Source organism: Acrocarpospora phusangensis (assembly GCF_016862995.1).
GTDB lineage: Bacteria > Actinomycetota > Actinomycetes > Streptosporangiales > Streptosporangiaceae > Acrocarpospora > Acrocarpospora phusangensis.
In genome coordinates, this window is sequence record NZ_BOOA01000048.1 from 55,178 (window position 1) to 72,227 (window position 17,050).

General features: G+C 70.9%; 18 protein-coding genes and 1 tRNA gene. 7 read left to right on the plus strand and 12 right to left on the minus strand.

Annotated features, from left to right (window positions below; translation table 11 throughout):
- Positions 1-4 precede the first annotated feature (4 nt).
- Complete coding sequence (locus tag Aph01nite_RS26365) at positions 5-424, plus strand: DUF3515 domain-containing protein (RefSeq protein ID WP_204043677.1); 420 nt, start codon at positions 5-7, stop codon at positions 422-424.
- A gap of 70 nt (positions 425-494) precedes the next feature.
- On the opposite strand, the gene Aph01nite_RS26370 is transcribed toward Aph01nite_RS26365, so the two are convergent.
- Genes Aph01nite_RS26370 through Aph01nite_RS26385 form a run of 4 tightly spaced genes read right to left on the minus strand, consistent with a single transcriptional unit; the run spans position 495 to position 4,608 of the window.
- Positions 495-1,586 (minus strand): D-alanine--D-alanine ligase family protein, encoded by a 1,092-nt coding sequence (locus tag Aph01nite_RS26370; protein ID WP_204043678.1) that lies wholly within the window; start codon positions 1,584-1,586, stop codon positions 495-497.
- A 40-nt stretch (positions 1,587-1,626) separates the two neighbouring features.
- Positions 1,627-2,862: a trans-sulfuration enzyme family protein gene (locus tag Aph01nite_RS26375; protein WP_204043679.1), complete on the minus strand. Its 1,236-nt coding sequence runs from the start codon at positions 2,860-2,862 to the stop codon at positions 1,627-1,629.
- Positions 2,863-2,881: 19 nt separating this feature from the next.
- Complete coding sequence (locus Aph01nite_RS26380; protein ID WP_204043680.1) at positions 2,882-3,889, minus strand: NAD(P)H-dependent glycerol-3-phosphate dehydrogenase; 1,008 nt, start codon at positions 3,887-3,889, stop codon at positions 2,882-2,884.
- 20 nt (positions 3,890-3,909) lie between these two features.
- Positions 3,910-4,608 carry a lysophospholipid acyltransferase family protein gene (locus Aph01nite_RS26385; RefSeq protein WP_204043681.1) on the minus strand — a complete coding sequence of 233 codons (699 nt, stop codon included), beginning with the start codon at positions 4,606-4,608 and terminating at the stop codon, positions 3,910-3,912.
- A gap of 93 nt (positions 4,609-4,701) precedes the next feature.
- Here Aph01nite_RS26385 and cofC point away from each other — a divergent pair, with 93 nt between their 5' ends.
- The gene (cofC, locus tag Aph01nite_RS26390; RefSeq protein WP_204043682.1) at positions 4,702-5,337 is read left to right on the plus strand and encodes a 2-phospho-L-lactate guanylyltransferase; all 636 of its coding nucleotides are present in this window, start codon (positions 4,702-4,704) and stop codon (positions 5,335-5,337) included.
- Here the strand turns inward: cofC and Aph01nite_RS26395 are convergent.
- The gene (locus tag Aph01nite_RS26395) at positions 5,334-6,773 is read right to left on the minus strand and encodes an MFS transporter (protein ID WP_204043683.1); all 1,440 of its coding nucleotides are present in this window, start codon (positions 6,771-6,773) and stop codon (positions 5,334-5,336) included. The genes cofC and Aph01nite_RS26395 overlap by 4 nt on opposite strands.
- Positions 6,774-6,905: 132 nt before the next feature.
- Between Aph01nite_RS26395 and Aph01nite_RS26400 the strand changes: the two genes are divergently transcribed.
- Positions 6,906-7,625 carry a TetR/AcrR family transcriptional regulator gene (locus tag Aph01nite_RS26400; protein WP_204043684.1) on the plus strand — a complete coding sequence of 240 codons (720 nt, stop codon included), beginning with the start codon at positions 6,906-6,908 and terminating at the stop codon, positions 7,623-7,625.
- A gap of 15 nt (positions 7,626-7,640) precedes the next feature.
- Complete coding sequence (locus Aph01nite_RS26405; protein ID WP_204043685.1) at positions 7,641-7,841, plus strand: hypothetical protein; 201 nt, start codon at positions 7,641-7,643, stop codon at positions 7,839-7,841.
- Between the two features lie 39 nt (positions 7,842-7,880).
- Here the strand turns inward: Aph01nite_RS26405 and Aph01nite_RS26410 are convergent, their stop codons facing one another.
- From Aph01nite_RS26410 to leuC, 4 genes are read right to left on the minus strand one after another with little or no spacing between them, the layout of a single operon-like run.
- Positions 7,881-8,180 carry an HU family DNA-binding protein gene (locus tag Aph01nite_RS26410; RefSeq protein WP_204043686.1) on the minus strand — a complete coding sequence of 100 codons (300 nt, stop codon included), beginning with the start codon at positions 8,178-8,180 and terminating at the stop codon, positions 7,881-7,883.
- Positions 8,181-8,239: 59 nt separating this feature from the next.
- Positions 8,240-8,491, minus strand: coding sequence for an SCO5555 family protein (locus tag Aph01nite_RS26415; protein ID WP_204043687.1), 252 nt, complete (start codon positions 8,489-8,491; stop codon positions 8,240-8,242).
- Positions 8,470-9,057, minus strand: coding sequence for a 3-isopropylmalate dehydratase small subunit (leuD, locus tag Aph01nite_RS26420; protein ID WP_204043688.1), 588 nt, complete (start codon positions 9,055-9,057; stop codon positions 8,470-8,472). Before leuD ends, Aph01nite_RS26415 begins: the two co-directional genes overlap by 22 nt.
- Positions 9,058-9,072: 15 nt before the next feature.
- Positions 9,073-10,458 carry a 3-isopropylmalate dehydratase large subunit gene (leuC, locus tag Aph01nite_RS26425; protein ID WP_204043689.1) on the minus strand — a complete coding sequence of 462 codons (1,386 nt, stop codon included), beginning with the start codon at positions 10,456-10,458 and terminating at the stop codon, positions 9,073-9,075.
- 140 nt (positions 10,459-10,598) lie between these two features.
- Between leuC and Aph01nite_RS26430 the strand changes: the two genes are divergently transcribed.
- The 3 genes from Aph01nite_RS26430 to Aph01nite_RS26440 all read left to right on the plus strand — a co-directional run bounded on the left by Aph01nite_RS26430 (position 10,599) and on the right by Aph01nite_RS26440 (position 15,303).
- Positions 10,599-11,315 (plus strand): IclR family transcriptional regulator, encoded by a 717-nt coding sequence (locus Aph01nite_RS26430; protein WP_204043690.1) that lies wholly within the window; start codon positions 10,599-10,601, stop codon positions 11,313-11,315.
- A 278-nt stretch (positions 11,316-11,593) separates the two neighbouring features.
- Entirely contained in the window at positions 11,594-13,420 is a 1,827-nt protein-coding gene (locus Aph01nite_RS26435) for an FtsX-like permease family protein (RefSeq protein WP_204043691.1), read from the plus strand.
- Between the two features lie 182 nt (positions 13,421-13,602).
- Entirely contained in the window at positions 13,603-15,303 is a 1,701-nt protein-coding gene (locus Aph01nite_RS26440) for a hypothetical protein (RefSeq protein WP_204043692.1), read from the plus strand.
- A gap of 7 nt (positions 15,304-15,310) precedes the next feature.
- Here the strand turns inward: Aph01nite_RS26440 and Aph01nite_RS26445 are convergent, their stop codons facing one another.
- The 3 genes from Aph01nite_RS26445 to Aph01nite_RS26455 all read right to left on the minus strand — a co-directional run bounded on the left by Aph01nite_RS26445 (position 15,311) and on the right by Aph01nite_RS26455 (position 17,006).
- Positions 15,311-15,820 carry a PaaI family thioesterase gene (locus Aph01nite_RS26445; protein ID WP_239161994.1) on the minus strand — a complete coding sequence of 170 codons (510 nt, stop codon included), beginning with the start codon at positions 15,818-15,820 and terminating at the stop codon, positions 15,311-15,313.
- Between the two features lie 4 nt (positions 15,821-15,824).
- The gene (locus Aph01nite_RS26450; protein ID WP_204043693.1) at positions 15,825-16,838 is read right to left on the minus strand and encodes a TlpA disulfide reductase family protein; all 1,014 of its coding nucleotides are present in this window, start codon (positions 16,836-16,838) and stop codon (positions 15,825-15,827) included.
- A 92-nt stretch (positions 16,839-16,930) separates the two neighbouring features.
- A tRNA-Glu gene (locus Aph01nite_RS26455) sits at positions 16,931-17,006 on the minus strand.
- Positions 17,007-17,050: the final 44 nt, after the last annotated feature.

Consider the following 17,050-nt stretch of genomic DNA (forward strand, 5'->3'; position numbering starts at 1 on the left):
ATTGATGAAGTCACTGATCGCCCTGCTCGTCCTGGCGGTGGCCGCGTGTTCCAGTGCCGTACGCGTGGAGCCGCCGAGTCCGCAGGGTCCGGCGGCGGCGGCGTGCAAGCAGCTGGGCGCGGCGTTGCCCCGGGAGCTGGACGGGGAGCACCGGGTGGCGACCGAGCCGCCCTCGCCGTACGTGGCGGTGTGGGGAGCCGGGCAGATCACCGTGCGCTGCGGGGTGGACCGTCCGGCGGCGATGGCCCCCACCGACACCGTGAACGACATCAACGGGGTGGCCTGGTTCACCGAGCCGAACAACCCCACCCTGTTCACCGCGGTCAACCGGGAGGCGTACGTCCAGGTGACGATCTCGGTGATCCATCAGCCGGGTGACATCCTGGTCAGCCTCGCCGATCCCATCAAGGCGACAATCCCCTAGTCCTACATTTCGCGCGGGCATGGCCGCCCTCGCCACACGATTACCCATAGGTCAAGCGCGAAATATAGGACTAACGCAGTCCCACCGGCCGGTGCAGGGCCAGCTGGATCAGGCGGTCCACCAGCTGCCCGTACGACAGTCCGGTCGCCGCCCACAGCTGGGGCGCCACCGACAGCGACGTGAACCCGGGCATCGTGTTGATCTCGTTGAGGATGAGCTCCCCCGCGGGCGTGTAGAAGAAGTCCACCCGGGACAGCCCCTCGCAGCCCAGCGCCTCGAACGCGCGGATCGCCATCGACTGGATCTCCGCCGTGACCTCGGCGGGCAGCTCCGCGGGAACCTCCAGCGCCATCTGGTCGGCGTAGTACTTGGCCTCGAAGTCGAAGAACTCCTGGCCGCCCTTGACCACCACCTCGCCCGGCAGGCTGGCCTCGGGACCGGCGTCGCCGAGCGACTCCAGCACCGCGCACTCGATCTCCCGGCCCGGGATGGCCGCCTCCACCAGCACCTTCGGGTCGTGCGCGCGGGCGGCCTCGATGGCCGCCTCCAGCTCGTCCGGGGTGCTCGCCTTCGAGATGCCCTGCGAGGACCCGGCCCGCGCCGGCTTCACGAACACCGGCCAGCCGAGATCCTCGATCTCCTTCAGCACCTGGGCCCGGTCACCGCGCCAGTGCCGGTCCTGCACCACCACGTACGGCCCGACCGGCAGCCCGGCCGCCTTCAGCAGCTGCTTCATGAACGCCTTGTCCATGCCGACCGCGCTGGCCAGCACCCCGGACCCGACATACCGCACGCCCGCCATCTCCAGCAGTCCCTGGAGTGTGCCGTCCTCCCCGAAAGGCCCGTGCAGCACCGGGAACACCACGTCCACGTCCCCCAGCGACCGCGGGATCTGCCCGGGTTCCATCGCCACCATGCCGGACGAGGACGGCAGCGCCAGCTCCGCCCCCGAGGTGTCCACCTCGGGCAGCTTGCTGCCCTCGATGGCGTAACTCTGCCCGGGCGCGGCCAGCACCCAGCGCCCGTCCGGGGCGATCCCGATCGGCACAACCTCGTACGCGTCCCGGTCGATCACCTCCAGCACGCTGCCAGCCCCCATCAGGGACACCGCGTGCTCGGAGTTGCGCCCACCGAATACCACCGCTACGCGAATCTTGCTCATGACGCCCGAATCTACCCTGTGTGGTGGTCAAAATGCCTTGTCAACCACGCGTGGGCGACACAGACCGAAGCGCGTCGAGTGCCTGGGTGGTGTCCGCTATCAGGTCTTCCGCGTCCTCCAGCCCGATAGAGAACCGTACGGCTCCCGCGTCCACGCCCGGAATCGCCTCCTCCGCGCGGGTCACCGAGGCCACGTGGGCGACCTTGGTGTGGGTGCCGCCCATGGAGGTGGCGATCCTGGCGAGCCGGAGGGCGTCGGCGAGCGCGGCCCCGGCCTCGAATCCGCCGCGCGGCGTCACCGTGACCATGGCCCCGAACCGGGTGCCCTCGGGCCCGGAGTCGAACAGCAGCCGGGCCAGCTGGTGGCCGGGATGGCTGGGCAGGCCGGGGTAGTCGACGCGGCGCACCGCGGGGTGTTTGGCGATCGCGGCCGCGAACACCAGGGCGGTCGAGCACATCCGGCGGACCCGCAGCGGGAGCGTCTCCAGGCCGCGCCTGAGCAGGAACGCCTCGTCGGGTGAGAGCGAGGCGCCGGTGTCGATGCGCACCTCGCGGATCTGGCCGATCAGGTCGGGCCGGCCGACCACGACGCCGCCGGTGCAGTCGTCGTGACCGCCGATGTACTTGGTGGCCGAGTGCACGACCAGGTCGGCGCCGTGCTCCAGCGGGCGGCAGACGACCGGGGTGGCGAAGGTGGAGTCGACCACCAGCAGGGCGCCGGCCTCCCGGGCGATCCGGTAGAGGCCGCGGATGTCGGCCACGGCCATGGTCGGGTTGGCCAGCGTCTCCGCGTACACGACCTTGGTGTTGGCGCGTACGGCGGAGCGCACCCGCCGCACGTCGGAGTAGTCGACGAAGTCGACGGTGACCCCGAACCTGCTGAGCACGTTGACCAGCAGCGAGTACGTCGGCCCGTGGATCGGCGCGGGCGCGACCACGTGCGTGCCCGCGCGCAGGAAGGTCATCAGCACCGCGTTGATGGCCGCCATGCCGGAGGAGAACGCCTGCCCGGCCACGTCCTCAGGCGCGGCGGCCCCCTCCAGCGAGGCGACGCCGTCGGCGAAGGCCGCCACCGTCGGGTTGTCGATCCGGCTGTAGGCGAAGCCGGGGATGTGCTCGGCCAGCACGTCGGCCTGCTCGGAGGTGCTGTCGAAGGTCCACGCCGCCGAACGCCAGACCGGCGGCCCGACGGGGACCTGCCGGGGGGTGGCCGGGGCGGGCAGGTGGACCGCCCTGGAGTTCTCTCCGAGTCGTCTCCGGCTGCGCTTCACGCTCACCAGCTTCTTTTATCAGGATTTACACGCCATATCGTTCAGGCTTGGGCGTACGTGACATCAGGAGCACAGCGGCCTCGGCCGGGGTCATGCCGTCGTGCACGACCCCCACCACGACCTCGGTGATGGGCATCTCCACGTCGTGCTTGGTGGCCAGGTCCAGCACCGACTCGCAGGACTTCACGCCCTCGGCCGTCTGCTTGGTGGCGGCCACCACCTCGGCCATGGTCATGCCGCGCCCGAGGTTCTCGCCGAACGTGCGGTTGCGGGACAGCGGCGAGGTGCAGGTCGCGATCAGGTCGCCCATCCCGGCCAGCCCGGCGAAGGTGTGCGGGTCCGCGCCCAGCGCCGCGCCCAGCCGGGAGATCTCCGCCAGCCCGCGCGTCATCAGCGTGGCCCGCAGGTTGTCGCCGAGCCCCATCCCGACCGCCACGCCGACCGCCAGCGCGATCACGTTCTTGACCGCGCCGCCGAGCTCCACGCCCACCACGTCCGGATTGGTGTACGTCCGGAACCACGGCAGGTGGCACGCCTCCTGGAACCGCTCGGCCACCAGCTGGTCCGGGCAGGCCACCACCGCGGCGGCCGGCTGACGCTGGGCCAGCTCGCCCACCAGGTTCGGCCCCGACACCACGGCCACCCGGCCGGGCGGCACCTCGGCCACCTCGGTGATGACCTCGCTCATCCGCTTGGTCGTGCCGAGCTCGATCCCCTTCATCAGGCTGACCAGGACCGCTCCAGGCGGCAGGTACGGCCGCCACGCGGCCAGGTTCTCGCGCAGCGTCTGGGCCGGCACGGCCAGCACCACGAAGTCGGCCCCGGCCATCGCCTCCGCCGGGTCGGTGGTCGCCCGCAGCGTCTCAGGAAGCTGGAGTCCGGGCAGGTAGTCGGGGTTCTCATGGTCGCGGTCGATGGCGTGCACGATCTCGGCGCGCCGCCCCCACAGCGTCGTCCGGGTGCCCGCCTCGGCGAGGATCATCCCGAATGTCGTCCCCCACGAGCCGGTTCCGAGCACGGCAGCCTTGGTCATTCCCTCACCGTACGCCGAAGTCAGCCGTTAGCGCGGACGTCGGGGGCCTTCTCGCCGCGCAGCTCCGCCAGCTGCGCGGTGATGGCCGCCATGATGTCGGCGGTCGCCTCCCGCAGCGCCTCGGGGCCGACCCCCTGGTGCCGGGACAGGTCCACCGGGGGCCCGGCCAGCACCCGGAAGGTCTTGCGGGGGAACAGCCTGATCTTCGTCTGGCCGTACGGCAGCAGCTCCTGGGCGCCCCAGTGGGCGATCGGGATGACCTGGGCGCCCGTGGTCAGCGCCAGCCGGGCGACGCCTGTCTTGCCCGTCATCGGCCACAGGTCCGGATCGCGGGTGATCGTGCCCTCCGGGTAGAAGAGCACGCAGCCGCCGTCGCGCAGCCGCTGCTCGGCGACGGCCAGTGACTCGGTGGCCGACGCGCTGCCGCGCTCCACCGGGATGGCCAGCAGGGCGCGCACCAGGTAGCCGAGCACGGGCACCCGGAACAGGCCCGCCTTGGCCAGGATGACCGGCCAGCGGCCGTTCACGTGCAGGTAGTGCGAGAGCAGCACGGGATCGGTCCAGGACAGGTGGTTGGCCGCCACGATCACCCCGCCCCGCCTGGGAATCAGGTCTCCCCGCCGCCAGTCCCGCTTGACGAGCAGCAGGGAGAGCGGCTTGACGATCACGATGGCGACCCCTTCCCAGAATCGGGTGGGTCGCCCGGCGCGGCGGCTCATCGTTTGTATCCTCACCTGTCCCCGAACAGCACGGTCTGTGCGGGTCAGTCTCCCGGTTACGTCAAGCCGATGTCGAGGCGGGATGCTTGGGTAATGCACCGAGCACGCTGGTCGATGATCATCCCGGTGAAGACCCTCCTCAGGGCCAAGACCCGGCTCGCGGGCGCGGCGGGCGCCCACCGCGAGGACCTCGCCGTGGCCGTCGCCGCCGACACCGCCTCGGCCGCCCTGGCCTGCCCCCTGGTCGCCCGGGTGATCGTGGTCACCGCCGACCCCATCCCCGCGGCCCGCCTGGCCGACCTGGGCGCCGTCGTGGTCGCCGACCCGGACAGGGGCCTCAACACCGCACTCCGCGCCGGCTTCGCCGAGGCCGTACGGCTCTCGCCCGGCGATCCCGTGGCCGCGCTCCAGGCCGACCTGCCCGCCCTCCGCCCCGCCGAACTGGCCCGCGCCCTGACGGCGGCCGGCGAGTTCGACGAATCCTTCGTCCCCGACGCCCCCGGCACCGGCACCACCCTGTACGCCACCCTCGCCGGCATCCCGTTCACCCCCCGCTTCGGCGGCGAGTCCCGCGCCCGCCACCTCGCCGGCGGCGCGAAGGAACTGGCCCTGGACGACATCCCGACCGTCCGCCGCGACGTGGACACGGTCGAGGACCTGCGTACGGCGACGGCGCTGGGCCTGGGCCCGCACACCGCCGCCGTGGCCGCCAAGTTCCTGGGTTCCTAGTGACCGGCTGACTCCTCGCGGGCCTTCTCCGGCAGCAGGAACGAGACCGCGAAGGTCAGCGCCAGCATGCCGGCGACCACCCAGAGCGTGACCTCCATCGCGTTCTCGAAGCTCGGCCCGGTGGGCACGTCCCCGAGCAGGTCGAAGAAGACCGTGCCGAGCAGGGCGACCCCGAACGCGTTGCCGAGCTGCTGGATCGCGGTGAGCGTGCCGGAGGCGGAGCCGGTCTCCTCGGGCTCGACCCCGGCCAGGACCAGGTCGAAGAAGGGCGCCATGAGCAGGCCCATGCCGAGACCGGTCACCACCAGGGCGGGCGTGAGCTGCCAGGGCGTGACGTGGAGCCCGGCGATCTGCAGCGTGGCCCAGACGCCGACCACCCCCAGGATCATGATCGTCGTGCCGAGCTGGAAGCAGCGGCGGCCGAACTTGAGCAGCGGCTGCGCCAGGCCGAACCCGGCGATCATGCCGAGCGACCAGGGCACCCCCGCGAGCCCGGCCTTGAGCGGCGAGTAGCCCAGCCCGATCTGCGTGTACAGGTTGAAGACCAGCATGAAGCCCGCCATGCCGGCGAAGAACACCATCCCGGTGACCAGGCCGCCGTTGAAGGCCCGCTTCCGGAACAGGCTGGGCTCGATCAGCGGGTCCCGGCCCCACCGGCGCCGGCGGGCCTGGTACACGCCGAACAGCCCGAACACCGCCACCGACGCGGCGATCATGACGAACGCCCAGGCGGGCCAGTCCTTCTCGCGGCCCTGCACCAGCGGGTACACGATCAGCACCCCGGCCACCGAGGCCAGCGCCACGCCGAGCAGGTCCAGCCGGAGCGGGTGCGGCGAGCGCGACTCGGGCAGGAAGCGCAGGCCGGCCGCGAAGGCCAGCAGGCCGACCGGCAGGTTGATCAGGAAGATCATGCGCCAGCCCGTGCCGAACAGGTCGGCGTCGATCAGCCAGCCGGCCAGGATCGGCCCGCCCACCGAGGCCAGGCCCATGACCGGCCCGAACATGCCGAACGCGGTGGCCATCTCCTTCGGCGGGAACATCTCCTTGATCATGCCGAGGCCCTGCGGGATCATGACGGCCGCGAACAGCCCCTGGAGCACTCGCGACCCGACCAACATCTCCGGCGACTGGGACAGGCCGCACAGCAGCGACCCGAGCGTGAAGCCCGCCGCCCCGATCAGGAACATCCGGCGCCGTCCGAAGATGTCGCCGAGCCGCCCGCCGGTGAGCAGACCGGTCGCCATGGCCAGCATGTAGGCCGCGCCGAGCCACTGCAGCACGGTCTCCGAGCCGCCCAGGTCGGCCCGGACGTGCGGACCGGCGATGTTGGTGACCATGGCGTCGATCAGGTCCATGATCTCCGCGCCGAGGATGACGAACAGCGCCGGCCAGCGCCATCGATAGCCGACGGCCTCGTCGGCGGCAGTCGTGGTCATGGGGGGACCTCCAGAGGAGAACAGTGTTCAGATTCTAATGAACACCGTTCTAGCATGAACACTGTTCATCGGACAAGAGTCGTGTTCGCCTTCACGATCGTCGTTCACTACAGTGCGGGAAGAGGTGATGAGATGAGCGAGACCGACCTGCCGGCCCCGCCCTGGGACCGCCACCGCCGCCGGCCCGCCCCCGCGAGGGTGCCGCTGACCAGGGAGCGGATCGTCGACGCGGCCTACGCCGTACTCGACAGGGAGGGCTACGACCGGTTCAGCATGCGGCAGGTCGCGCTGGAGCTGGGCGTCGCCGTGTCGGCGCTCTACGTGCACGTCGCCAACAAGGACGAGCTGTTCGAGCTCATGTACAACCGCACGTTCGAGGGCTACGAGCTGCCCGACCCCGACCCGGAGAACTGGCAGGAGCAGGTCAAGGAGTTCGCCAGGCACGGCCGCGCCCGGCTGCGCCGCCACCGCGACCTGGCCCGCATCTCCATGGCCCACATCCCGTTCAGCCCCGAGCTCCTCCCGCACGTGGAACGCCTGATGGCCATCTTCCGCGCCAGCGGCATGCCCGACCCGGTGGCCGCCATGGCCGGCGACCTGCTGTCCACCTACATCGAGGGCTTCTGCCTGGAGGAGGGCATGTGGCTGGAACGCTACCGCGACATGGACGAGGCGACCTGGGAGAGCAAACGCGCCGAGATCATGAACTACTTCGCCGACCTGCCGCCCGAGCGTTTCCCCAACATGGTCGCCATGGCGCCGTACATGGTGGACGAGTCCAACGACTACCGCTTCGAACTCGGCGTGGACATCCTCGTCCGCGGCCTGGCCTCCTACATTCCGGCCCGCTGAGGTTACGCTGATCACGTGCAGGCCACGGTGAAGACCTACGACGAGACGAGCCGCTCCGGCTCGGTCTACCTCGACGACGGCACGGAGCTGCCGTTCGGCACGGCGGCCTTCGACGCGGGGCCGCTCCGCCTGCTGCGCTCCGGCCAGCGCGTCAACATCGTCATGACGGGCGACCGGATCACCTACATCACGCTGAGCACGTTCCCGGTCCCGTGAGATCAGAACGGCGCCCGGGTAGGGCGCCGTTCTCGCAAGCTACTTCTTTTTGGCGTGCTTCTTGCCGCCGGCGTTGACCAGCTCCTTGAAGTCCGCCCCTGGGCGGAATTTGGGCGCCCAGCTCTCGGCGACCTTGATCGGCGCGCCGGTCGAAGGGTTCCGAGCCTGGCGGGCCGGCTTGTGCACCATCTCAAAGGCGCCGAAGCCGGTGATGGAAACCTTGTCGCCGCTCGCCACCGCGTGCTGGATGGCCTCAAGGACGGCGTTGACCGCCTCGGTGGCCGTCTTCTTGTCCCCGACGCGGTCAGCGATCGCGTCGACGAGTTCCTTCTTGTTCATCTGGTTCCTCCCCCTTACGCGCTCGAAAGTAAGGGAGGAACGCGCGCGACTCAATCACCTTACGTGATTTGGTCTTCACTCGGCGTGTCGAATTCGCCGTCCAGGTAGGCGATGAAGCCATCCAGCCGGGCAATTGCGTGGGGAATGTCCCACTTGGCGGTATTGCAGATGGCCAGCAGCCTGCGGGCGAGGCGAGCCCGCTCCTCGCGGGGCACGGGGAGCGTCCTGACGCGGCGATGCGTGTCCCGCAGTCGCCGCGCCAGCTCGTCTTCTGGTCCGCCCAGTGGGGTCAGACGGTCGTCGGCAGCCATGGCTGCCGACCATTCTCGTACGTGGCGATGTCGTCGGCGTGACGCAGGGTCAGTCCGATGTCGTCCAGGCCCTCCAGCAGCCGCCAGCGGGTGTAGTCGTCGATCTCGAACGACCAGGCGCTCTCCCCCAGCCTGACCTGGCGCTCCACCAGGTCGACGGTGATCTCCGCGGTCGGGTCCGCCTCGGCGGCGGCCTGGAGTTCCTCGACCACCTTGGCGTCCAGGACGACGGGGAGCAGGCCCATCTTGGTGGAGTTGTTGCGGAAGATGTCGCCGAACCTGGCCGCGATCACGACGCGGAAGCCGTACTGCTGGAGGGCCCAGACGGCGTGTTCGCGGGACGAGCCCGTGCCGAAGTCGGGGCCGGCCAGCAGGACCGAGGCGCCCTGGTAGACCGGGTTGTTCAGGACGAAAGCGGGGTCCTCGCGCCAGGCGGCGAACAGGCCCTTCTCGAAGCCGGTACGGCTGACCTGCTTGAGCCAGACGGCCGGGATGATCTGGTCGGTGTCCACGTTGCTGCGGCGCAGCGGGACGGCCGTTCCGGTGTGGGTGGTGAAGGCTTCCATGATCGTGGTTCTCCGTTAGAGGTCGGCGGGGGCGGTCAGCTTGCCGGTGACGGCGGTCGCGGCGGCGACCTGCGGAGACACCAGATGGGTCCGGCCGCCCTTGCCCTGCCGGCCCTCGAAGTTGCGGTTGGAGGTGGAGGCGCTGCGCTCGCCGGGGGCGAGGGTGTCCGGGTTCATGCCCAGGCACATGGAGCAGCCCGCCTCCCGCCACTCGGCGCCGGCGGCCCGGAACACCTCGTCCAGGCCCTCCCGCTCGGCCTCCAGCTTGACCAGCATGGAACCGGGCACGATCAGCGTCCTGGTCTTGACCGTACGGCCGCGCAGGATGTCGGCGGCGGCGCGCAGGTCCTCCAGGCGCCCGTTGGTGCACGACCCGACGAAGACCGTGTCCACCTCGACGTCGCGCAGCGGCGTCCCGGCGGTGAGCCCCATGTACTCCAGCGCCCGCTCGGCCGCCGACCGCTCCACCGGGTCCGCGAACTCCTCCGGCGCCGGTACGGACGCCGCCAGCGGAGCCCCCTGCCCCGGGTTGGTCCCCCACGTCACGAAGGGGGTCAGCGTGCTCGCGTCGATCTCGACGACCTGGTCGAAGACGGCGTCCTCGTCGGTCCTGAGGGTGCGCCAGTAGGCCACGGCCTCGTCCCAGGCGGGGCCCTCGGGGGCGTGCGGGCGGCCCTTGAGGTAGGCGAACGTGGTCTCGTCGGGGGCGATCATGCCGGCCCGCGCGCCCGCCTCGATGGACATGTTGCAGACCGTCATCCGGCCTTCCATCGACAGGTTCCTGATGGCCTCGCCGCGGTACTCCACGATGTAGCCCTGGCCGCCGCCGGTGCCGATCTTGGCGATGATGGCCAGGATCAGGTCCTTGGCGGTCACGCCGTACGGCAGTGCGCCGCTGACCTCGATGGCCATGGTCTTGGGCCGGTAGGCGGGCAGCGTCTGGGTGGCGAGCACGTGCTCCACCTCGGAGGTGCCGATGCCGAAGGCGATGCCGCCGAACGCGCCGTGGGTGGAGGTGTGCGAGTCGCCGCAGACGATGGTCATGCCCGGCTGGGTCAGGCCGAACTGCGGGCCGATGATGTGCACCACGCCCTGCCCGGCGTCGCCCATGGGATGCAGCCGCAGGCCGAACTCGGCGGCGTTCTTGCGGAGCGTCTCGACCTGGGCCCGGGAGACCGGGTCGCTGATCGGGCCGAGCACCGTGGGGACGTTGTGGTCCTCGGTCGCGATGGTGAGATCGGGACGCCGCACCTTCCGGTCCGCGAGTCGCAGGCCGTCGAACGCCTGTGGGCTGGTCACCTCGTGGATGAGGTGCAGGTCGATGAAGAGCAGGTCGGGCTCGCCCTCGGCGCGCCGCACGACATGCTGTTCCCAGACTTTCTCGGCCAGTGTGCGACCCATGGTTTTCAACGCCTCCTTGCGTCTTTTCCCCCGAGTGATCATCTCTTATGATGAGACTGAAATATCGGGATATGGAACTCTACCGGCTGCCACTTGGTAACGCGTTTGCATCTCGGATAGCGAGACGGCAGTATCGGGGTATGGACAACTCTAGCGGAGTCGGGGTACTCGACAAGGCCGTTCTCGTGCTCAACGCCCTGGAGGCCGGACCGGCTTCGCTGGCCCAGCTGGTGCAGGCCACCGGCCTGGCCAGGCCGACCGCCCACCGGCTGGCCGTGGCCTTGGAACACCACCGCATCGTCTCCCGCGACACCCAGGGCCGCTTCATTCTCGGCCCCCGGCTCTCGGAGCTGTCCACCGCGGCCGGCGAGGACCGCCTGCTCGCCGTCGCCGGGCCCGTCCTCACCCACCTGCGCGACCAGACCGGCGAAAGCGCCCAGCTCTACCGCCGCCAGGGCGACGAACGCGTCTGCGTCGCCGCCGCCGAACGCGCCAGCGGCCTGCGCGACACCGTGCCCGTCGGCTCGGCCCTCCCGATGGCCGCCGGTTCCGCCGCCCAGATCCTGCTCGCCTGGGAGGAGCCCGACCGCCTCCACCGCGGCCTGCGCGGCGCCAAGTTCACCGCCGCCACTCTCGCCAGCGTACGCCGCCGCGGCTGGGCCCACAGCGTCGGCGAGCGCGAGCAGGGCGTCGCCAGCGTCTCCGCCCCCATCCGCGGCGCCGGTGGCAAGGTCATCGCCGCCGTCTCCGTCTCCGGCCCCATCGAACGCCTCAGCCGTACCCCCGGCCGCCTCCACGCCATCCCCGTCGTGACCGCCGCCGAGCGCATCACCGAGGCCATGCGCCGTTCCAACTGACCCCCACGCCCTCGCTTCCCGTGGTCCGCCGCGCCCACCCCGCCCGCTCCTCCCCGCAGGCCAACCGGCCGACACCGACGGCCGGGCTCCGCTGCCGTGCCGCGACCGGTTAACGCACAGGCTTGCCGCAATTGGGGATAACCGTTAGATATATGGATAACGGTTAGCGGGCTGATGCGGCGGGAAGTGGTGCTGGCGATGTTGGGGGAGCTCACCACCGTGGGGGATGTCGAGTCGCCGGCGCTGCCGGCCGGATCCGGGCTGGAGGGCTGAGGGCGATGGGCCGCATCCTGCTCGTGGTCCGCCTCGCCGTCCGGGACCTCCGGCGGCGGCGTACCGAGACCGCGCTTCTGCTGCTGGCCATCATGGCGGCCACCACGACGCTGACGCTCGGACTCGTGCTGCGCGACGCGGCCGGCGATCCGTACCAGAGCACCCGGGAGGCGACCAGCGGACCCGACGTGGTCGCCGGCGTCATCCGGTCCGCGAAGCTTCCCGGCCTCGAGGAATTGGCCGGGGCTCCCGGCGTCGTCGACCGCAGCGGGCCGTACCCGGTCGTTCCGGCGCGGCTTCAGGTGTCCGGTCGAACGGCGGATGTGCAGGCCGTGGGGCGCGACGTCGCGCCCGCGTCGGTCGACCAGCCGGAACTGGCCCAGGGCAGTTGGGTCAGCGACGGAGGCGTGGTCGTCGAGGCGGCCTTCGCCGACGCCCTCCGGGTGCGCGTCGGTGATCCGGTCACCTTGGACGGCCGGTCGTTCGAGGTCGTCGGCATCGCGGTCACCGCCGCCATGCCGCCCTATCCGGGCGGGTCCTGCATGGTCGCCGTCGGCTGCGCGAGCGGTGCGGCTCCCGAGAAGCTGTCCCGTCTCCTTCCGGACCTGTTGCGGAATCCGGGTCTGGTCTGGCTCACCCAGGGGGATGTGCGGAGCCTCACCCCGGATCCGGACTCGCTGGCGTACGTGATGAACCTGAAGCTGGCCCACCCGGACGAGGCCCAGGCGTTCGTGGCGGCGAACCACGACCATGGCGGCGCCGCGACCATGCAGGCCTGGCAGAACATCCTCGAAGAGGCCACCGAGCTGGCCAGGGACTCCCAGATCCTGCTGCTGATCGGAGCCTGGCTGCTCGGTCTGCTCGCCGTGGCCAGTCTGTCGGTGCTGGTCGGCGGCCGGATGGCCGATCAGACCAGGCGCGTCGGCCTCCTCAAGGCGGTCGGCGGCACACCGGGCCTGGTCGCCGCCGTGCTGCTCGCGGAGTACGTCCTCGTGGCCCTCGTCGCGGCCGCGGCCGGGCTGGCGGCCGGATCATGGGCCGCTCCGCTGCTCACCGAGTCCAGCGCCGGCCTCGTCGGCAGCGCGGGCGTCCCGTCGATGACCATGTCCACCGTCGGTACGGTGACCGCCGTGGCGCTCGGCGTCGTGATTGTCGCGACCGCTGTTCCAGCCGTGCGCGCCGCTCGCTCCAGCACCGTCGGCGCCCTGGCCGACTCGCCCCGCCCGCCCCGCCGCACCGGCTGGCTGATCGCGATCTCGGCGCGGTTGCCCGTCCCGCTGCTGCTCGCCCTGCGGGTCGCCGCCCGCCGGCCGCGACGGGTGGTGCTGGGGGTGGCCAGCATCGCGACAACGGTCAGCGGGATCTTCGTCCTGCTGGTGCTCAACGCCTTCCTCGCGACCCAGCCACTGGCCGGCGGATACGACGACGCCCAGGTGGAGGTGCTGCGCCACGTGCTCCTGGTCTGGACGGTCATGCTGCTCTGCCTGGCGGCGGTCAACGCCGTCGTCATCACCTGGGCGACGGTGCTCGACAACCGGCATTCGTCGGCGCTGGCGCGCGCCCTCGGCGCGACCCCCGGCGACGTGAGTGCGGCCCTGGCGGCCGCCCAGGTCCTGCCCGCGCTCGTCGGCGCCGTTGTCGGCGTCTTCCCGGGAGGCTTCGCCCTGTTCGCCGCGATAAACGCGATCACCGGTGGCGACGGCGACAGGGCCGCGCTGCCCTCGATCTGGCAGTTGCTGGCCCTGGTGCTGGCGACCGTGGTCGTCGTGGCGGCGCTCACCTCCGTTCCCGCCCGCCTCGGCGGCCGCCGTCCTGTGGCCGAGGCTCTCTGAGCCGCGCACATGTGATCGCGAGCAGGTCCGCCGGACCTCGGCCGATGGGGCGGCCATCTGCGGGAAGGACCGCTCGAACGCGGCCGGAAGCCGCCGGGCGAATCGCGTCCGGCACCGAACCTCAGTGCCGTCGCTGCCCTAACTGATTAGAGTGCATGCCCTGTTAGCCCTAGGCTGGCGGGGTGACAGATCGCATCGAGGCGGCCGCGGCGGAACTGCGTCCCCTGCTCCAGGAGTTCATCCTCTGGGCGCCGTCCCACGCGCCAGGCAACGACCCCGATTTGGTGGGCCCGGCGGCCCTGTGGCATCGGCTCACCGCCAGCGGCGACGTCGGCCTCTGGCGACGCGACGATCTGCGTACCGTCCTGCTGGAGCGAATGCCCCAGGTGGTCGAGGACCCGGACGAGGCCGCCGACGGCATGATCCCGGCCGTGCGCGCGTACCTGACGTTCCTGTCCGAGACCGGCCGGCTCGTCAAGGGATCGCACGCGCTGAACGAGCTCCTGGCCGAGCTCGACGACCTCGAGGAGGAGTTCGTCGACCGGATGGAGGACACGCTCGCCGAGCGGGACTGGGACGAGGAGGAGGACGAGGAGGGCGACGAGGACGAGAGCCTCGGCGACTTCGAGCCGTTCGCCGACGAGATCGCCGAGCTGCCCACCATCCGGCTCCGTCCCGACGTGGAGCTGGCCGCCGCCGCCCGCGCGGTCCCACTCCTCGCCCAGGCCCGTGACCTGGCCGTCTGGGTGGGCGTGCAGCGCAAGGTCGGCACCGAGACCCTGCTCAGCGAGAGCGAGGTGAACGAGGCGCTGGCCGTGCTCTCGCTGACCGAGCCGCAGAAGCTGTGGAACCTCTGGAACCTCGCCATCGACCTGGAGTTCCTCACCCCCGACGGCGAGGACACGGTCAGCGTCGACTCCGACACCGCCGCCTGGCCGTTCGAGGACGACGAGGACGTGCTGGACGCCTGGATGCAGGGCCTGCACTCGATCGACTACGGCGATCCCGAGCTGGACGACGACGACCTGACTCTGGCCCTGTCCGGCCTGACCCGGGAGTTCCTGGCCCGCGTCCTGGTCGGCGGCCTCCGCAAGCCCCTCGCCGAACTCCGCGCCGAACTCGCCGAAGCGGTCGCCGAATACGACGACCTGGGCGCCGACGCCTGGGCGGCCGTCGCCGACCCGCTCGCCTCCGTCCTCGGCTGGCTCACGGGGTACGGCATGGTCGAGGTCACCGACGCCGACGAGGTCGTGTTCACGCCGCTGGGCGTGGAGGGCGTCGTGCACCTGGTGGACGACGAGGACATCGAGGTCGACGCCAGGACCGCCATCGACGCGATGACCGCGCACGATCTGCTCTCCGCCAGCGCCGACATGTCCGAGGAGGAGGCCGACGCGGAGTTCGCCGCCTGGATGCGGCTGCGCGAGCCCGCCACGGCCGCCCACGAGCTCCTGGCCGCCGCCGTGGCGGACGAGTCCGACGCGCTGGTCCGCGTGCAGGCGGCCAGCATGGTGGGCTCGCTCGGCGAGGTCGCCGTCCCGGCCTGGCTGAACGCCCTCAAGGAGCCCTCGCTCCGGCCGTACGCGGCGACGCATCTCACGCAGCTGGACGTGGAGGACGCCCCCGAACCCACCCAGGCGGACACGCACTGGCTGATCCTGGACATGTGGACCATCTCCGCCGGTCTCGGCCGTCCGGAGTTCGTCAGCAGCCTGGAGGACATCGGCCCGGCGACGGACCTGATCGGCCTCCTCGACGTGATCTGGAAGGTGCGTCACCCGCACGTCGAGGAGCTGCTGGAGGCCATCGGCGACGCCCACCCCGACAAGCAGGTGATCAAGGCCGCCAAGCGCGCCCTCTTCAAGGCCCGCTCCGGCAAGTGACCCCTCCCTAGCGGAGGGGGAAGATCGCGCAGGTGGTGGTGCCGTGCGCGTACAGTTTGCCGTCCGCCGTGCCGGTGATCCTGGCTTCGGCGGTCGCGACCGTACGGCCCACGTGCAGGGTGGTGGCCTCGCAGCGGAGCGGGCCGGTGTGGGCGAAGGCCGGCCTGATCATGTTCACGTTGAGCTGGATGGTCGTGTACGCCTGGCCCGGCGGCAGCGTGGTCATGACCGCGCAGCCGAGGGCGGAGTCGAGCAGGGTGGCCAGGTAGCCTCCGTGGATGCTGCCCAGCGGGTTGTACTGGTGCTCGCCGGTCTGGCCCTCGAAGACGGCGACGCCCGGCCCGACGCTGACCAGGGTGAAGTCCAGGGTGCCCGCGATCGGGGGCGCCGGGATCTTCCCGTCCAGCATGGCCTGGAGGAACTCCAGGCCGCTGAGTTCGGCGAAGTGCGCCGGCAGGACGGTGGGCGGCGTCCACGTGTGGGTGCGCGAGTTCTGGGGGTTCATCGTCGTCGTCATGGGTCTAATTTTCGAACCCAGGTGCCGTGGAAAGCAAATCGCCTGACCAGTCCGGGAGCGGACGGTAGACGGCGACCCCGGAGGATTCGAGTTCGCCGCGGAGCTTGAAGTACTCCTCGCCGAAGGGGTCGACCCCGTCCAGGGGCATCAGGCCGCGCCGGATGGCGACGTCGTGGGGGGCCAGCCGGGCCGCGGTGGCCAGGTGCTCGCGGGCGGAGGCCGTACGGGATCGGCGGAAGAGCCAGGTGGCCAGGCGGGCGTGCAGGCGGGCACGGCGCTCGTCGGGGCTGGGCACGCGCAGGTGGGCCCGTACAGACGCGCGGGTGAGGCCGGAGTCGCCGGTGCGCACCCAGGCCCGCAGGGCGGCGGTGGCGGCCTCCGAGGACAGTCCGTTCATCGCGCGGAAGGTGTCGGTGGCGGTCATGGTGTCCTGCGGGCGGGCGATCCTGCCGGATTCGTCCACCCACACGACGGTGGGCACGTTGATGACGTTGTACAGCTCCGCGACCGTGCCCTCGGTGTCCACCAGGCAGGTGTGGGCGAGGCCGGCGATCCAGGGCGCGGCGTCGGCGCGTTCGCGGTCCAGCGAGACGCTCACCACCCGGAACCCGTACGGCGCGAGTTCGCGGTGCAGGTCGTCCCAGGCGCTCAGGTCATACCGGCAGCCGCACCAGGACGCCCAGAAGACCAGCGCGACCTTGGTGCCGCGCAGTTCGCTCAGCGTGAGGCCGTCCAGGGTGAAATCGGGGGCCACGTCGGGAGTGAGTTCCTGGGTTTCGCCGACCACGATGACCTCGTTGGCGGTGTCGACCACGGCCATCCGCCCGAGCAGCTCGGCGAAGGCGGCCACGTCCACCCCGGCGGGCGTCTCGGCCGCGGCGGCCCGGAAGGCGGGCACGCAGGCATCGCCCCGGCACCAGCCGTGCGGCTTGCGCTCCCAGCCCAGTAACGGGACCCCGTGCGGCACGACCGGTCCCGCGATGGCCTCTTCCCGTCCGTCGGCCAGCAGTGTGTACATCGCGCCCTCCATTGGATAGTGACACTTCCGATAGTAACACTATCCAATCGGAAGGCAAACGAAAAGACCCCTCACGATGGAGGGGTCCTGCTTGGTAGCCCCGAGCGGATTCGAACCGCCGCTACCGCCTTGAGAGGGCGGCGTCCTGGGCCACTAGACGACGGAGCCAAGCTATTCGTTCACTGCGTTACATCAGTCACTGCGTTACTTCT

What these genes read in the sequence shown, in the direction of transcription:
- Aph01nite_RS26365 (WP_204043677.1), top strand. Translation starts at nt 5, where the DNA reads ATGAAGTCACTGATCGCCCTGCTCGTCCTGGCGGTGGCCGCGTGTTCC.
- Aph01nite_RS26370 (WP_204043678.1), bottom strand. Translation starts at nt 1,586, where the DNA reads ATGAGCAAGATTCGCGTAGCGGTGGTATTCGGTGGGCGCAACTCCGAG.
- Aph01nite_RS26380 (WP_204043680.1), bottom strand. Translation starts at nt 3,889, where the DNA reads ATGACCAAGGCTGCCGTGCTCGGAACCGGCTCGTGGGGGACGACATTC.
- Aph01nite_RS26385 (WP_204043681.1), bottom strand. Translation starts at nt 4,608, where the DNA reads ATGAGCCGCCGCGCCGGGCGACCCACCCGATTCTGGGAAGGGGTCGCC.
- cofC (WP_204043682.1), top strand. Translation starts at nt 4,702, where the DNA reads ATGCACCGAGCACGCTGGTCGATGATCATCCCGGTGAAGACCCTCCTC.
- Aph01nite_RS26395 (WP_204043683.1), bottom strand. Translation starts at nt 6,773, where the DNA reads ATGACCACGACTGCCGCCGACGAGGCCGTCGGCTATCGATGGCGCTGG.
- Aph01nite_RS26400 (WP_204043684.1), top strand. Translation starts at nt 6,906, where the DNA reads ATGAGCGAGACCGACCTGCCGGCCCCGCCCTGGGACCGCCACCGCCGC.
- Aph01nite_RS26410 (WP_204043686.1), bottom strand. Translation starts at nt 8,180, where the DNA reads ATGAACAAGAAGGAACTCGTCGACGCGATCGCTGACCGCGTCGGGGAC.
- Aph01nite_RS26415 (WP_204043687.1), bottom strand. Translation starts at nt 8,491, where the DNA reads ATGGCTGCCGACGACCGTCTGACCCCACTGGGCGGACCAGAAGACGAG.
- leuD (WP_204043688.1), bottom strand. Translation starts at nt 9,057, where the DNA reads ATGGAAGCCTTCACCACCCACACCGGAACGGCCGTCCCGCTGCGCCGC.
- leuC (WP_204043689.1), bottom strand. Translation starts at nt 10,458, where the DNA reads ATGGGTCGCACACTGGCCGAGAAAGTCTGGGAACAGCATGTCGTGCGG.
- Aph01nite_RS26430 (WP_204043690.1), top strand. Translation starts at nt 10,599, where the DNA reads ATGGACAACTCTAGCGGAGTCGGGGTACTCGACAAGGCCGTTCTCGTG.
- Aph01nite_RS26435 (WP_204043691.1), top strand. Translation starts at nt 11,594, where the DNA reads ATGGGCCGCATCCTGCTCGTGGTCCGCCTCGCCGTCCGGGACCTCCGG.
- Aph01nite_RS26445 (WP_239161994.1), bottom strand. Translation starts at nt 15,820, where the DNA reads ATGACGACGACGATGAACCCCCAGAACTCGCGCACCCACACGTGGACG.
- Aph01nite_RS26450 (WP_204043693.1), bottom strand. Translation starts at nt 16,838, where the DNA reads ATGTACACACTGCTGGCCGACGGACGGGAAGAGGCCATCGCGGGACCG.